This window comes from Bulleidia sp. zg-1006 (assembly GCF_016812035.1).
Taxonomy (GTDB): Bacteria; Bacillota_I; Bacilli_A; order Erysipelotrichales; family Erysipelotrichaceae; genus Bulleidia.
This window is the reverse complement of the sequence record NZ_CP069178.1, coordinates 321856-337651: the sequence shown is the minus strand read 5'-3', so window position 1 is coordinate 337651 and position 15796 is coordinate 321856. Positions and strand designations below refer to the sequence as shown.

At 32.7% G+C, this 15796-nt stretch carries 14 protein-coding genes; 1 reads left to right on the top strand and 13 read right to left on the bottom strand.

Features of this window, described 5'->3' with window-relative positions:
- Positions 1–235: 235 nt before the first annotated feature.
- From JOS54_RS01775 to JOS54_RS01735, 9 genes are all read right to left on the bottom strand, one after another.
- Complete coding sequence (locus tag JOS54_RS01775) at positions 236–1078, bottom strand: nucleotidyl transferase AbiEii/AbiGii toxin family protein (RefSeq protein WP_203245364.1); 843 nt, start codon at positions 1076–1078, stop codon at positions 236–238.
- Positions 1071–1664: a type IV toxin-antitoxin system AbiEi family antitoxin domain-containing protein gene (locus tag JOS54_RS01770; RefSeq protein ID WP_203245363.1), complete on the bottom strand. Its 594-nt coding sequence runs from the start codon at positions 1662–1664 to the stop codon at positions 1071–1073. The genes JOS54_RS01775 and JOS54_RS01770 overlap by 8 nt, the downstream gene beginning before the upstream one ends.
- Before the next feature lie 192 nt (positions 1665–1856).
- On the bottom strand, positions 1857–2102 hold the full coding sequence (locus JOS54_RS01765; protein ID WP_203245362.1) for a hypothetical protein: 246 nt from the start codon (positions 2100–2102) through the stop codon (positions 1857–1859).
- A 189-nt stretch (positions 2103–2291) separates the two neighbouring features.
- On the bottom strand, positions 2292–2876 hold the full coding sequence (locus tag JOS54_RS01760) for an MptD family putative ECF transporter S component (protein WP_203245361.1): 585 nt from the start codon (positions 2874–2876) through the stop codon (positions 2292–2294).
- A 10-nt stretch (positions 2877–2886) separates the two neighbouring features.
- Entirely contained in the window at positions 2887–3591 is a 705-nt protein-coding gene (locus tag JOS54_RS01755) for an energy-coupling factor transporter transmembrane component T (RefSeq protein ID WP_203245360.1), read from the bottom strand.
- Positions 3581–5098 carry an ABC transporter ATP-binding protein gene (locus JOS54_RS01750; protein ID WP_203245359.1) on the bottom strand — a complete coding sequence of 506 codons (1518 nt, stop codon included), beginning with the start codon at positions 5096–5098 and terminating at the stop codon, positions 3581–3583. Before JOS54_RS01750 ends, JOS54_RS01755 begins: the two co-directional genes overlap by 11 nt.
- Positions 5099–5100: 2 nt before the next feature.
- Entirely contained in the window at positions 5101–6810 is a 1710-nt protein-coding gene (locus JOS54_RS01745) for an ABC transporter ATP-binding protein (RefSeq protein WP_203245358.1), read from the bottom strand.
- Entirely contained in the window at positions 6803–8542 is a 1740-nt protein-coding gene (locus tag JOS54_RS01740) for an ABC transporter ATP-binding protein (RefSeq protein WP_203245357.1), read from the bottom strand. Before JOS54_RS01740 ends, JOS54_RS01745 begins: the two co-directional genes overlap by 8 nt.
- A 102-nt stretch (positions 8543–8644) precedes the next feature.
- On the bottom strand, positions 8645–9217 hold the full coding sequence (locus JOS54_RS01735; protein WP_203245356.1) for a TetR/AcrR family transcriptional regulator: 573 nt from the start codon (positions 9215–9217) through the stop codon (positions 8645–8647).
- A 613-nt stretch (positions 9218–9830) separates the two neighbouring features.
- Between JOS54_RS01735 and JOS54_RS01730 the strand changes: the two genes are divergently transcribed.
- Positions 9831–9992, top strand: a complete 162-nt coding sequence (locus JOS54_RS01730) for a hypothetical protein (protein ID WP_203244948.1) — start codon at positions 9831–9833, stop codon at positions 9990–9992.
- Positions 9993–10219: 227 nt separating this feature from the next.
- Here the strand turns inward: JOS54_RS01730 and JOS54_RS01725 are convergent, their stop codons facing one another.
- From JOS54_RS01725 to JOS54_RS01710, 4 genes are all read right to left on the bottom strand, one after another.
- A complete protein-coding gene (locus tag JOS54_RS01725; protein WP_203245355.1) occupies positions 10220–12742 on the bottom strand; it encodes a Cna B-type domain-containing protein in 2523 nt (840 codons plus the stop codon).
- Between the two features lie 510 nt (positions 12743–13252).
- On the bottom strand, positions 13253–13420 hold the full coding sequence (locus tag JOS54_RS01720) for a hypothetical protein (protein ID WP_203245354.1): 168 nt from the start codon (positions 13418–13420) through the stop codon (positions 13253–13255).
- 4 nt (positions 13421–13424) lie between these two features.
- The gene (locus JOS54_RS01715) at positions 13425–14042 is read right to left on the bottom strand and encodes a hypothetical protein (protein ID WP_203245353.1); all 618 of its coding nucleotides are present in this window, start codon (positions 14040–14042) and stop codon (positions 13425–13427) included.
- 129 nt (positions 14043–14171) lie between these two features.
- Complete coding sequence (locus JOS54_RS01710) at positions 14172–15788, bottom strand: putative manganese-dependent inorganic diphosphatase (RefSeq protein ID WP_203245352.1); 1617 nt, start codon at positions 15786–15788, stop codon at positions 14172–14174.
- Positions 15789–15796 lie beyond the last annotated feature (8 nt).

Genomic DNA, 15796 nt, shown 5'->3' with positions numbered 1-15796 from the left:
CACATGGGCAGGGATAGTCCTCTAAAATGAAAGAAACTTGCTCTTTCCCTATATTTTAAATTTGATTTTTTATGATAATTACCGGTATCAAAAAGGTCTATTGTTTTTTCTATATGAATAACAGACCCTAAATAATGCATAGCAATTATCTCCATTATTTAATCCGTTTTCCTGTTTTGGAATAACTTACATAAAAATATTTGACGCCTTCTTTTCATTGAAAAACGGTTATATGCTAATCTTCATTCTTTATTTTTTTCACCATTTTTATTCCATTATCCAATACTTCTTCAAAGGTTATATCCTTGGCATATATATTTTTTCTTGAATAGGCTTGCCATCTTTTCAAAAAAGCTTCATTTGTTTTCAAGTTTTCAAGCAAATCAATAATTTTACCTATGTCAAATTCTGTTTTTCTATACTGAAAAGTTTTTCTACAAGCTTCCCTTAATATCTCTGCATTTACATCTTTGTCCTTTAATTTATAAATAATATAAAGATCGTAATAATCCTTACTTCTACTATTTAAAAATCCTCTTGCATAAATGGTCTGTATTTTTTCTGCAAGCATAGTTTCTATCGGATAAGCCTTGATTATTATTTCTTCCTCTCCAAAAGAGCTTACATACTTATAATCTATCGGATGAGGTGTAATAACATCTCCTGTTGCAATGTCAAGTGGTACAATCTGTCTTATATTTTCCATTTTACATAAGATATTTGCACGAAACCCTCCATATTGATCTTCTTCTTTGATTGGCACAATACTTTGCAATTCATAAAATATATCGTCGGATTCTTCCGGTTTTAAAGTTTCGTTCAGCATTTGAACAATATTTTCTTCTGATAACTGCATGTTTCTCAAAAGAAAGTCTATATCTACAGTACTTCTTGAATCAATTCCAACTACACTTGATAACAAAAAGTCGCCCTTAAAAATAAATCGTTCACTATATTTGCTTCCTGCTAATTTTTTCAAAATACTTTCTAAAAAATAATACAGCATAACCGAATTAAACGAAAGACCGACTTCTTTGCTGACTTTATGGCAAAGAGTTGTTAATTTTGCTTTATTCATAAACCACCTCCATAACTTCTCTCACTTTATTTTCAATTCCCATTTTCATTGCAATATCATAAAGGGAATGAACATCTCTTTCTTCATAAGAGGAATACGAACGAATAAGTTTTACATAAACCTCTATATCCATTTCTTCTTTATGAGCAATAAAATCACAGAGTGTCCTCTCATATGAATATACCTTAACTTTATTTCCAAACATTGTAGGTTTTTGGATTACACCTAAGTCATAAATTGATTTTTTTACATAATGAATATTGAAACCATTCGGTTTTTCATTAAATTTATATCCGTTATAAACGGTTACATCGATATTCCAAGGAATTTTATCTGTTTGTCCAAGCAGATAAAGAGCGGTTTCATAAGAAAATATCGCCTTTTTATACTGATATTGAAAGAAATAATACTCATCATAATCTCCATCTTTTGTCATATAAATTCCTTTTTTAATTTTCAACAATCTCCCATCTTTCGATAGTCGACTGAGATATATCGTCGGTATATTATTTTCCTTACAGTATGCTGTTGTAATAATTCCACCTGATTGTTTTAGATGTTGTTCAATTTTATCTTCATAATTCATACCATCCACCCTTTTGTTGCGTTTACACTTGCATTATATCATTTTTTAAGTGTAACCGCAACAAGGTGGGTTGATAATTTATACCTACATTTTATTCCTCATCTTCTTCATCATCATAATCGTCATCTTCCTGTTTTTTCTTGTGAATTTTAAAGTAATATCCCGCTCCAATTACTGCAAGAACGATGATTCCTAAAAAAAATATAAGCACCTCTGCCTTTGCTTTCTTCCTTTATTCGGCTCTTCTTTTTTTACTTCACTTTTCGGTACAGTTTCTTCTATTTTTTTGACTTCTTCTTTTAGATTTTCCTTTTTCTCTACCATATTAAGAAGATCATCTTCAGATACTTCAGTTAAAGGTAATATTCTTTTGGCATATATGCTTCCTCCATTTCTTTTTTGTCTGCTTTTTAAGACAAAAAAGGAGGACTCCTGCACATAGGCATAATAAGTCCTCTGAAATGAAAGAAACTTGCTCTTTCCCTATATTTTAAATTTGATTTTTTATGATAATTACCGGTATCAAAAAGGTCTATTGTTTTTTTCTACATGAATAACAGACCCTAAATAATACATAGCAATTACCTCCATTATTTAATCCATTTTTCCATCACTAATAAAGATTGATTAAATCACTCCTGCTTTTTCAAAATGTTTTTTGAGTATCCTTGTTGCAACAAATGCTCCTATGCAAGCAAGAACAAAAGTTATCAAGCCAAATCCTACTGCCCATGAAACTTTGAAATAGGATAATGCTTCATTTATTTGTGCTTCACTCATTTTCCATTTTGATGCTCTTTCCACAAAAGAAGCTGTTCCGAATAAAATCACAGGAATTACTGTTCCTAAAAAATCTGCTAATGCAAATGTTCCATATCCAATAATCATTCGTCCCTTGCTCTCATAATTTCCTATAATCAAATCACATATAATTCCACCAATTACAGCAAAGGCTGCATGAGGCAAATGTCCTCCTGACAACGCAATTAAACCAAGAAGCGTTCCTGATATTGTAAATACGCCCTTCTTTTTAACTTTTACAGCCATAAGAATATAAACAGTGGCAGCTACCATAAAACTAACTCCTGAAGCAATAAATCCTCCTATAACTGTTGTTGCCATAGCAAAACCGGCTGCCATGTATATGACAATTCCAATTGCATTAAAGATTCCGATTGTAATAAAATCACGACCGTTTAATTTGTTTTTCATAAAAGTCCTCCTAATAAATTTTCTGTATTACTATCACGAGAGCAATCATCAAAGCTCCTAATAGTCCAATCAATAAATCTGCCCATCTAAACCGCAATTCTGTTAATGTTACCCTGTTCTCACCACTATCAAGACCTCTAATGAGTGCTGAAGCTGACAATTCATCTGAAATCTTAATCATTCTCATTAAAAGCGGAACAAGCGTATATTCAATATATTTAATTGGATGAAGCAATGGGAAAAATCTGCTTGTTACGATTCCTCGAATCTTCATATTCTCTTTTAATGCCTTAAATTCTATTTTTATAGTTGGTACAAACCTAAGCAAAACACTAAAAGGTATACCAATGCTTCGGGGTACTTTCATTCTATTTAATGCTTCCAGCATTTCACTTACACTTGTAGTCTTTGTTATATATCCACCAAACATAGCAATTAAGGTCATTCTTGACGCAAAGTAAATAAACATATATATTGCGAATACGATGCTTGCTTCACAAAACTTTCCAAGCCCTAACTCTATGCAGTATAAAAGCACAAAAAACAAAATAAAGCGTAATGCTCTTTTCCACATACTGCTATATACATACAGAAAAAAGGCAAAGACAATTAGTCCAAAAAGTAGAATTGTGTCGCTTATAAAAAAGCTCGTGAATCCAACAATTGGAAGTAGAGTAAGTTTTATTCTCGGATCGACTGTTTTTCTATCTATCAATCTCTCTACCTCCTCTCATCTTGTCTAATATGAGAAATTTATTACTTTCACTCATATTCAAAACTTTTTCTATTTTTCCATCTCCCATTACCCAGAGCTTGCTCACTGTGTTTGCTAAAAACTCAAAATCATGACTTATCACCAAAACTGTTGTCCCATTTTTTAATTGTTCTTCAATCAATTTTGCGACCGAAAGCATTGAGTCTTTATCACAACCTGATGTTGGTTCATCATAAATAAAAACTTTTGCCTGTTTCATCATTCCACAAGCTATTGTCAATCTTTGTTTTTCTCCTCTTGATAAAGCAAACGGATGCTTATCTATATATTTATCTAAGCCAAGTACATTCAAAATAGACTTTGCCTTTTGGGTATTTTCTTTTTTATCTTTACTTGAAATACCAAGTAACATTTCATCAAGTACACTCTCCGAAAATAACTGATAGTCTGAATCTTGAAAGACAAAATATGACATATCCATTAAATCTTTACGATTCAACTCTTTATCTTTTTCCGCCCATATTTTTCCCTCTTTTATCTTCTCAAGTCCTGAAATTACCCTTGCAAAAGTAGTTTTCCCGGTACCATTTAAGCCGATAAGACCGATGGCTTTTCCACACTCTATATTGAAATCGAGATGATTTAAAATGTACTGTTTTTGCTTCTTTCCGTCCTTAGCTACATTCGGATAGCAAAATTTCAAGCCTTTTCCACTAATACTTTCATCATTTAATTGATATGAATCTTTCTTCTCACTTATCCTGTATTCTTCTAATTCAAGAGTTCTTAGTCCATTCTCATCCCAAAACTCTTGGTTAAGAGAAATAACTTCTTCCCGACTCAAGTCCTGTGCAATTTCTCCATCTTTCACCAAAAGAAAACGGTCAAATAAAGACTTTACATAGTACAAACGATGCTCAATTAGAACAACCGTTGTACCTTTTTTCTTTAATTTCTCCAAAATTAAAAATAGGTCAAATGTTGCTTTCATATCCAAATTTGCTGAAGGCTCATCTAAAATTAAAACTTTCGGATTCATTGCATAGATACTTGCAATAGCTATCTTTTGTTTCTGTCCGCTTGATAATTCAAAAACGGATTTTCCTTTCAGTTCCTCAATATCCAATTCCACATATACTTCTTCTACTCTCTGTTTGATTTCATCTCTTGATTTGCAGATGGTTTGAAGCCCAAAAGCTATTTCTTCATCTGTCGTTGTCGTGAAAAACTGACTTCTTGGATTTTGAAATACAGTCCCTACAATATGTCCTACTTCATGAAGTAATAGTTTGCTTATATCTTTTCCGGACGCAAAGGCTTCCCCTTGCATTTTGCCTTTGTAATAATGTGGAATAAGACCATTCATCACACTTCCAAGAGTGCTTTTACCACTTCCACTTTTTCCTGAAATTAAAACAAATTCACCTTTTTTAATTTCAAGATTGATATTTTTTAAAGCAGTTCGTCCATCTTCCCATTCATAAGAAACATCTTTTAACAAAATCATGGTTACACCTCATACTGAGCTTTCCATAATTTTGTGTAGTAACCATTTTTCGCAAGAAGTTCGACATGCTTTCCTTTTTCAAGCAGTGTTCCTTTTTGGAATACAAGAATTTGGTCAGCTTTTTGAATGGTTCTTAAATGATGAGCAATCACAAGTACGGTTCTATTCTTTGCAAGTTCTGTAATGGCATCTTGTATCAGAGATTCATTTACAGGATCAACATTACTTGTCATTTCATCAAGTATTAAAATCGGGGCATCTTTTAGAAAAGCTCTTGCAATAGATATTCTTTGTCTTTGTCCACCTGACAATATTCCGCCGTTTTCACCAATATCCGTTTCATAACCATTTGGTAAACTCATAATGAAATCATGTATCCTTGCTTTCTTTGCAGCTTCAATGATTTCTTCTTTCGTTGCTCCTTTTTTACCTACTCTGATATTTTCTTCAATGGTATTATCAAACAGTTGAACATTTTGCATGACAATACTGATACGATCTAAAAGTTCATCATAAGGGATCTCTCTAATATCCACACCGCCAAGTGTAATTTTACCTTGCTGCACATCATAAAATCTTAGAAGTAAGTTGGTTATCGTAGTCTTTCCACTACCTGATTCTCCAACTAAGGCTGTCATTGTTTTTTCAGCAATAGAAAAGCTCAATTTTTCCATTTTAAATTCATCTTTTTCATAGGAAAAATCTATGTTTTCAAAAGCTATATCATTATCTTTCGGAACAATTCCATCCACTTTGTCCGATATTACATCTGCATATAAAATTCTTGAAAGTCTTTCGTAACTATCTACCGCCGAAACATAGTACATATAGTGTTGTTCCATAGAAGCAAACGGCTTATAAAACTCTTTTGAAATTACTGCAAAGATAATAAAATGAAGTACATCAAGACTTCCCTTTGTAACAAGTATTGCTCCTGAAATTAAAAGAATTAAATATCCAATATCCAGTAAAAAACCAAATATAGATAATTGTTTTGCCTTGAATCTTGAAGCTGCTTTGCTTGTTTCTCCAAACTTTTTTGTCTTATTCATAAGCTCATTATCCAAGCTCTTATTGTTTGAAAAACTCTTTAATACAGGTATTCCTCTAACATATTCAACAAATAAGCTAACCATATCAAGAAGTGCTGAGTTGTTCTGATTTTCGATTCTTTCAGATTGCTTAATTGTCAGATATAGAAAGATAAGTGCAATCAGAACAGGTACAGCCATCAAAATAGCAAGTTTTAAATCAATACTTGCAAGACCGATAAATACGACTGCACCTATCAAAAAATCACCAAACATTCTTGACCACATATGTCCTACAACAAGGGACATATTATCAACATCTTTGTGTAAAATTGTATTTATTTCCCCAAGTCGTTCATTGGTATAAAATCCCAAACTGAATTTCTTTAATTTGATAATCATGCGTTCTCTTATTTGCTGAACAATATCAAAGCCCGCACTATGCTTTTTCATATCTGCAACCATGTTACAAATGCCTTTGAATACTACAAGTAATCCAATCGCAATAAAATATTTATAAAGCCTATCTAAACTCGTTCCATCAAATATCTGAAACAGTATAAAAAATACGATAACAATCATAGCTATGGAGCTTAAGCCATAAAGGGCAAAGAATACACTTGATATAATCAAATCTCTCTTGCCGGTTTTTGTAAGTAGTTTTAACATTTCTCTAAACATTTTCTGTTACCACCTCTTTCAAATTCCATCTGTCAACCTTATTTTGAGCTTCCACCATATCACGATAAAAATCACAACGATTCATCAGCTCTTCATGGCTTCCTGTATCAAGAACAACCCCCTTATCCATAACTATAATTTGGTCTGAATCTCTAATCGTATTTAGATGATGAGCAATTGTAATGATGGTTTTATCCTTACTTAAATCATCAATCGCTTCACCGATTAGTCTTTCATTTTCACTATCAACAGCCGCCATTGCTTCATCTAATATTAAAATCGGTGCATTTTTCAGTATCATTCTCGCAATGGAGATTCTTTGTTTTTCTCCACCGGATAACTTAACTCCCATTTCACCGACTCTTGTATCGTATCCATTCGGCAAAGCGGAAATAAAATCATGGCATCTTGCTTTTTTAGCTGCTTCTATAACTTCTTCTTTTGTTGCATTTAGTTTCCCGATTGCTATATTTTCAAAAATACTTAAATCAAAAAGGATAACCTCTTGTTGCACACTACCAATCAACATTGAAATATTTTCTTGACTATATTCTTTTATGTCTTTTCCATTTATCAATATCTGTCCTTTGTCTGCATCCCAAAATCCCATAAGCAAATTAGATACGGTACTTTTCCCACAACCGCTTGCTCCTACAAAGGCATTCAAGCTATTTTTCTTAAAAGTCAAATTGATATTTTTAAGCTCAAAGCTATCTTTTCCGTATGCAAAATTCACATCTTTAAATTCTATGTTTCCAAATTCTAAACCTTGTTCTGTCTTTTTCTTTGGAAGTGGAACTGTTAAAACTTTTCCAATCGCCTTTAACGCTTCCTTAAACACAATAGAAAAATGTTGCAATGTAGCCGTCTTACTTATAGATGCAGTAAAAGCAGACGATAAAATTATTGCAAGAATAAAATTAGGTGTTGTAATATTCCCGTGATAAAGAAAGATACTTCCTAAAATCATGACAATAACTACTCCAATTTCCATAAATATGTCAATGAGTCCCATTGGAATTGTAATGGCTCCCATACTCTTTTTAACCCAGTAAATATACTCTCTTGCCGTTTTTAATGTTCTTTCGCTAATCTCCTCTTCTTTCGCAAAAGCCTTAATCACAGAGATATTTTTTACATATTCCATCAACTCTTCTCTCATCTTATTTTCATGATTAAAGTAAATCGAAAAGTTTTTATCCATTGTTTTCTGTGAAAGAACTTTTACCAAATACATGAGTGGAACTCCGGCAATCATTCCAAGAGCAAGACGAAAGTCCACAAAAATCATAGCTATGAAAATGATAGTAGGCAGAAGTGTAACTGACATTATTTCAGGAAGACCATGAGCAAGATATACTTCCACTTGTTCTACATCATGCTGAACAATGTTGGTAAGCTCTCCTGTATTATGTTCTTTAAAGAATCCCAAACTTAGTTTTTTTAAATGACCGATAATATCTAACCTAAGTTCTGTCAATTTTTCGTATGCCTTCTCATGAGCAACCTTTGCCTGTAAATAATAAAATACTCCTTTTAATACAAACGATATAAAGATTCCTAAGAAAATATATTTCAAATTATCTTCGCTAATATTGTTTGTGATAAAAGAACTAATCAAATATACAAGTAAGATTTGTGGTATCAAATCAAATACTATTTTTAAAGCAAGAAGTGAATTGGATAATCCGTTTTTCCCAATCACTTTTTTTCTTAATTCTTTTTCCGGCATGAACAACGCTCCTTTCAAAATTGAATAATATTGAATTTTAATTCAGTATTAGAGTTTAAAGTAAGACTTTGCCGATTAAGCAAAGTCTATTTTTTGTGCTGATTATAGGGATTCCACTCCCTTATAATAACACCTTGCAATAAGTTTTAGCATATCTTTTGCCCACTTTTCACTTTGATAGTGTCTTGCTATTTCAAGAAGCCCCTCTGTAAAGTTATTGGCTAAAATATGGGCAAGCATCAGATCATATTCCTCTTTCGATTGTCTTTTCAAGCTCACTTCAATATGAACCTGCATTTGTGAAATAAGTTTTTGTTTTGCTTCTGTATGCTTTGTACCTGAGCTTTTATCCATTAAAATAATTAACTTCTTACGCTCTTTTAAAAGTTCATGAATATAATTTTCTCCAACTTCATCAAACCTTTCATAAGCTGTTCCTTTTTCTAAGGACTCTTCATCATTAAAAGCTGACTCAAAATTTATATAAACAGAACTTACTACTGCATCAAACAAAACTTCCTTATTTTTGAAATAGGTATAAATTAGTGCCACAGGAATATCTGCTTCTTTTGCAATTTCTGTTAATTTGGCACCTCTATAGTCTTTTTCATAAAACACTTTTTCTGCTGCATCGAGTATTCTATTTCTAACTTCTTCTTTTAATACCTGTGCCATAGCACACCTCTTCCTATTTCAATACTGAATTTATATTTAATAATAAATTTCTATTCAATATTTGTCAAGCTGACCTTACTTTTTAACTATCTTTTCTCTCATTAATTTTTCGTTTTTCTTTAGTTTCTTCTTTTGTTGCTTCAAAGCACTAATAAAATAAAAATAAATTTCTATCCTTTACCTTGATATTAGCCTTTCTTTGTGTTTCTTTTATAGGCGAAAATTTTTGCGATAAAAACACATTGACTATTTTTGTTGCAAGTTCCTCAAACTTTTCATAGCAATTATTGCCCTCTTATTCAAAATCATATCTTATAAATTTTGCATATCAATCTTTCAATCTGTTTGGCTTTTAATAAAGCTTGCCTTTCTCTTTTTCTAAAATATTTTTCAAAACTTATCCATAATTTTAGACTCCCTTTCAGATTTTTGCTTTACTTAACTTATATCTAGTTTTAAACGCAAAAAAACGGCAAGTTGTCAAGTAAATAAAAATAATCATAGTGGGTAAACATATTGGCAATTTGAAATTTTGTAGGGTCTAGTTGTATAAAATTAAAAACTCCTTTTTAGAATGAGATTGAATCTTATTCTGAAAGGAGCTTTTTTATTTATGATTAACGATTCAATCAGTTCTATCATCGCTCTTAAAGATGATGAAGTAGAATACTGTAAAGAGGTAATATCTAAAAAGAATAATAAAGATGTACACACCTTCTATGTACGCTTAGTAAACCACGGAGGTAGATGCCCTTATGATACTAAGTTTAGATAACGGGTATACATCCTACTCACCGGATAAACCAACTAACAAGGTTAAGAAATCAAGTAATCACATAAAAAGGAAATGATAAATCACTCCATCATTTCCTTAACTTTAGGTAAAACCTTATGTTTTTTCAAAGGGTTTTCCTACAAAATTTCAAAGGTTTTTCTAATCAATCCTACGAAATTTCAAATTACCGATTCTTGGTCTAACTTTTGGGCTTCACTTCAAAGTCTTTATTGCTGTTGTCTTTTTCTAATACCCAACAGAACAAGTAAACTTCCTGAAACAAACATCAACCAAGCGTATAAGAACGGATTGGTTCTATCTTCTGTTTTTGGTACGGTTTTATTTGGTGGTGTTGGCGGAGCTTCTTTCTCGTTAGTGATGGTGAAACCTTCTTTCATGCTCCCTCCATAGACTACCTTATACTGCTTGCCATCAAATTTAATGGCATTTCCATCTTCTCCAACTTCTTTGACTGTGTATTTGTAGTAGTCTGTACTTCCAAGTCCATTTCCTACTGCTAGATTCTTAAACTCTCCACTCCAGTTATTGTCCTTTGTCAGCTCAAGTTTCTTTCCTGTAGGATTACCGTCTTTATACAGTTCCACTTTAATCTTTTCTATCGGAGCTTCGCTTAAGTTATTTCCTGAACTATCTTTCCACTCTTTAGTAACTTTGATAGTTCTTGTTGGTGGTATCATCGGTGTCCACGATGGGAATTTTTTATTGGTAACAGTTAATCCATTTTGTATATTTCCTCCGTAGGTAACCTTGTACCAATCTCCTTCAAGCTGAATGGAATTAGCCATTTCTCCTACTTCCTTTACAGTATAGATATACTCATTTCCTTGAGAATCCATTTTATCCAAGTCTGTCCAAGTATGGGTAGTTGTTCCGTTTGTCAGTTCAATCGGACTTCCTTCATTTTGTCCATTCTTTAAAAGCTGTAACTTAATGGTAGGATGCTCTCCTGTCACATCTTCCCATGCTTTCGTTACTTTTACTTTTATTTTGTCTTGCACATTCTTAATAATCAATGTGCCTGTCGGATCGGTTTCGTAATGAACTGTATAGCCTTGCGGTACATCTTTTTCTTCTACCTTATACTTAATAGGTGAACCATCTGCAGCATATTTTCTAAGCCCTGTAAAGGTATGTTTCCAACCTTCACTTTTTTTAAGCTCATATTCCTGCAAAATAGTCTCACTTCCTTCTGCTTTAAGCTGTACTGTTACGGAATCACCGATTTTTCCCACCCATTTCTTTTCTACCGATATTGAAATCTTTTCAATTTCTTCAGGTTGTTTTTTATTCACAACAGTTAATTCTACATTTTCTTTTTCTGATTCATATTCTTCTTGAAAATCCCATCTATGACTTTCCCCACCTATAATATTTACTGTATCTGCAATTATACAACCATCAACATTTTGTCCTACATTAATAGTATTCCCGACTGCTAAAATACTGCCTTGAAATCTTGCTCTATTAATATTTATGACTTGATTTATAGCTCTATTTTTAAAATTCCATAGAACTTTCGCATCACTAAAATCTTCTGTTTCATGATTATTTCTATCTGTCCCATCTGTATATTGCAATTTGATTTCTGCACCTATATTTATAGTTTGTGCATTTTTTGTATCAACATTTATAACTATGTTCGGACCATTTTTCTTTATACCTTTTATAGTTATTGGTCTGTCTTTTTCCAATTCTTCTTTTGTTAAATCTAGGTATATAGTTTTTGGTGAACCAATATTTTTATCAGTAATGGAAAAATTATGATTGTTTGTATTGAGAATATATCCTTGTAAAGTAGATATTTCCTTAAAGTAGTAATCACCTTTTTCTAAATTATTTACAATAATTTTCCCATTTGATGTTTTATGTTTTGAAATAGGTTTATTTTCACCCTTTTTATATAATGCAAATTCAACATTATCTAAAGGTTTCCCATCTTCATCAGTTTTTGTTAAAACAGCAGTGCCTAATTTAGAAGATTTAACTTTACTAACATCAAAATATCTGTTATTTTCATCATTAAAATTTTTTTCTACTCCATCAGTTTGCAAATTAGAAGCTAACTTGTCTGAGCTTTCTTTTAATAATTGAAACTCTTTTTCGAAATCTATATATTTACTGCCATTTTTATCTTGATAAATTTCATCTTTTGTCAAATGATCCAATTTATTTCCATTTGCGGCAACTTTATTCCCATTATCTACTAAGGTTAAATTTACTTTTTCTCCAAAAACCGCCTTATTTTTTCTGTTTTCATTTGAACTTACGAAAGAACTGCTTTGAATATAACCGGCATTTTGAATATAGGAAATATCTGTATTTAGCTTTCCTTCTTTAATTCTAGTTCCGAAGTTACTTTGTGCATCCAAATCCCCAACAGCAAGATTTCCGGCTGTATCAGCCGTTAGTTTTGCTTTATTAGCAAATATATGAAAATATTTAGCTATCCCTAAAAGACCATATCTCTTTAAATCAGTGTCAACTTGTCCTGCCTCTTTTGCTTCAAATGTGCCATTCTTATTTAATTTGGGATTAACAGACTTCTCAGCAACTTTTTTCTCAAAAGTAATGCCTAGTTTACTTTTTCCATTATTGTTATCAGTAACTCCACTTACAATCGCACTATCTGAAATTGTTTCATGTGCTTCTTTTGCCACAACAACGTAAGGAACAAAGTTTGACAAAATAATCATAATCGCTAGCAACAATGTAGTCATTTTTTTCTTCATTTTTCTTCTCCTTAATTTTAAAGTCAACCAAAATAGTACATAAGAAAATTTCGGATTAAACAAAACAGACTTTAAATGTCAATAATATTAGACTTTTTAAACCATTTTATAGTACAATAAATAAAACAGATTTGGCATGGATTTTAGAACTTTTGTAGAAGTGTTTTACCTGTAAATTAAAGTCTACCTTTATTGCCACTTTATGGTGAAATTTATTTGACAAAGATGTTATATTTATCCTTTTATTGTTGATATATGCTTTTCTTCCTTTAGCCATTTTGCCGGCAAGGTATGACTAATTCCCAAAATTTTTGCTCCTTGCCTTATACTGATTTCTTTCTTTTTCCATCTATATGCTACTTCGTGAAATTCCTTTGGAATTTCTTTTTTAGTTCTTCCATAAGTCCTCCTTTTCGTCCCACGAAAAATGAGTTGCTGGCGAATTGAGACGAGGGTATTTGTACCGACTTCCCTATCGTTAGATTTTGGTCTAACTTTTTGGGGGTCACATCACACTTCATCTCCTTTTTTTAAATCTAGGGAAGATACATCTTCTAAAAGACATACTTTAAAAGCACTGCCTACCATTTCTTCCAATTGCCTACGAATACAATCGACCACCGGTATAACACAAAGCTTATTTTTAAAAGGATGGAAACCAATTTGTTGACACTTCATAAAACTACCCTCTTCCTGTGTATAAGAACACCAAATTATTATCTTCTAACTTTTGCGAAATGAAAGTAACCCGATTTAACTTATGAATACCAATGTCTTGATCTGGTTCTGATAACAAAGTCCCCACAAAAGTATCCCCATTTACCCCTTCAATACGAATCCATGCGCACTCCACCTGTGTTCCTTCTTGAGCAAAATACACAAATATATCATCCACAAAGAACATATCACGGTATTTATCTAATAATTCTTGCGTTCTTGTCCAAGCAATATCATCCGCCACATTATATTCGGATAATACTGCCACTTTATTATGATAACGCTTTAATAATTGCTTATCTTGAACAATCTCAATTTCTTCATTCGGAATACGTTGAGCCCTAATGAAAAAACGATGTTCTTCATGGCTGTCAAAGAAATCATAACCATCTTTTCCACGCTTAGCAGCGCAAATTACTTCAAAAGTAAAACCGGCTGTATGATCAATATACCCATAGCTCAATAGACAATCAGCTTCTTGGATACTCGGGTAATCTTTTAATCCCTCTAAATAAATCTCCTGCATCGGGATGGTACAAAAATGATGGTCAAAGGGTCTAAATCCCGCCTCACAATACTTCATAAATTCACTTCCTTTTAATGACTATGGTCTACTTATTCTTTGTGCCTTCATGTTAGCATTACAACTCTTTTCATAACCGGCTAAAAAGGGGAGAAAAATTGTATAAAAAAGCACAAGTTTTCACTTGTGCTACTCCAATACTTTTGAAATCATCGGCACTACTTGTTTCTTACGAGAAATAATACCGGTTGCGAAGCATCCATCTTGGTTTTCCAGGAAAGCCTTTAAAGCTTCTTCTTTCTTTGGTCCAACCGCCATAATATAAGAACCAAGACCTAAAGGATCCGTAAATAAGAATAAAATCAAATCAAACTTCTGTTGACTCATGATGTCACTAACATATGGCTCAAAACGCTCTTTCACCGCTTCAAACTCTTCAATCGTGCGACATGGTTGTTGCCCAATTCCGACTTTAAAATCACCAAAGCGGAATTCCTTGAAATCATCGTACATAATCGCTACATTTTCTTTCGCCACTAAATCCGAAGTCGCATTCATCATTTCCTGATATAACTCTAAAGCACTAATGCCAGCAATCCTTTCCAACTCTTCAACCGCCACTTCATCCTCTTTCGTAGTTGTTGGCGACTTCAAGCACATCGTATCATTGATAACACCACCCAAAAGTAAACCTGCCATATCTTTAGAAATCTTAATGTGTTCATCTTTATAAAAATAATAAATAATAGTTGCTGTACTACCAATAATACGACAGGTAATGCGAATTGGTTCAGGAGAAATAAAGCCGGCAATACGATGATGATCCACAATTTCAATGACCCTCGCCAAGTTAATATCATCCACCGCTTGTGTCTTTTCGTTATGATCGACTAAAATCAATTCTTTCTTGTGGTAATTAAATAAGTGATAACGAGAAATAGCTGCCACAACCTTGCCATCCTTATCCAATACCGGATACGTACGGAAACGCGTTTTTGCCATCTTCTTACTAACTTCTTCAACACCCTCATTTTCTTTAAAACACATCACCTCTTTTTTAGCAATCGCTGAAACGGAAGGAACCTGATAAATCAAACGACTGACTTCTAAGACGGTTCGATGACAATGAAGAACAGAAGTATTATGTTTCTTAGCCAATTCTAAAGTAACATCATCCAACCAATTTTCACCACAAACAATAAGTAAAGAAACACCTGCTTCAATCGCAAAGCGTTGTGATTCTGGTGTATTACGAACAATCACTATCGCTTCATTTAATTCCCTTGAATTATCGCTTAGTGACGGTTGTACAAAGACCTTTCCATTTGTTTTAAAATCTTTTGTTTGATGAAAATAATGACCTTCTAAGACATGAAGGACATGATCCAAACGAATGGTAGAAACCAATTGTTCCAATTCATCCGCCGGTTTTAACCAAACACGGCTAAGGTCAGACATGGAAACAACTCCATCAAGTTGACCTTTTTCATCAACGATAAATAAACCTTTATTCTTTCTAGCTAAAACATATTCTAGCGCATCATGAATAACAGTATCTGCGGAGATACATAAAGCCTCATCTTTATCAATTTCTGCTAGTGTACAACTTCCTTTCAACAATAAAGATGGTGCTTCAAAATGATATTTCTTTAATAAAAACTGTGTTTCAGCTGGTGGACAGCCTTGTGCTCTTGCGACAGCGTTAATTCCTAATTTTTGTTTTAAATGAGCATAGGCAATCGCTGCTACAATCGAATCACAATCGGGGTTTTTATGTCCAACAACGTAAATTTCCTTATCTTTCATAATTTCAT

Excerpts from the sequence above, each read along its gene's own strand:
- JOS54_RS01720 (WP_203245354.1), bottom strand. The coding sequence starts at position 13,420 with ATGAAGTGTCAACAAATTGGTTTCCATCCTTTTAAAAATAAGCTTTGT.
- JOS54_RS01745 (WP_203245358.1), bottom strand. The coding sequence starts at position 6,810 with ATGTTTAGAGAAATGTTAAAACTACTTACAAAAACCGGCAAGAGAGAT.
- JOS54_RS01730 (WP_203244948.1), top strand. The coding sequence starts at position 9,831 with ATGATTAACGATTCAATCAGTTCTATCATCGCTCTTAAAGATGATGAA.
- JOS54_RS01725 (WP_203245355.1), bottom strand. The coding sequence starts at position 12,742 with ATGAAGAAAAAAATGACTACATTGTTGCTAGCGATTATGATTATTTTG.
- JOS54_RS01770 (WP_203245363.1), bottom strand. The coding sequence starts at position 1,664 with ATGAATTATGAAGATAAAATTGAACAACATCTAAAACAATCAGGTGGA.
- JOS54_RS01710 (WP_203245352.1), bottom strand. The coding sequence starts at position 15,788 with ATGAAAGATAAGGAAATTTACGTTGTTGGACATAAAAACCCCGATTGT.
- JOS54_RS01715 (WP_203245353.1), bottom strand. The coding sequence starts at position 14,042 with ATGAAGTATTGTGAGGCGGGATTTAGACCCTTTGACCATCATTTTTGT.
- JOS54_RS01735 (WP_203245356.1), bottom strand. The coding sequence starts at position 9,217 with ATGGCACAGGTATTAAAAGAAGAAGTTAGAAATAGAATACTCGATGCA.
- JOS54_RS01750 (WP_203245359.1), bottom strand. The coding sequence starts at position 5,098 with ATGATTTTGTTAAAAGATGTTTCTTATGAATGGGAAGATGGACGAACT.
- JOS54_RS01760 (WP_203245361.1), bottom strand. The coding sequence starts at position 2,876 with ATGAAAAACAAATTAAACGGTCGTGATTTTATTACAATCGGAATCTTT.
- JOS54_RS01740 (WP_203245357.1), bottom strand. The coding sequence starts at position 8,542 with ATGCCGGAAAAAGAATTAAGAAAAAAAGTGATTGGGAAAAACGGATTA.
- JOS54_RS01775 (WP_203245364.1), bottom strand. The coding sequence starts at position 1,078 with ATGAATAAAGCAAAATTAACAACTCTTTGCCATAAAGTCAGCAAAGAA.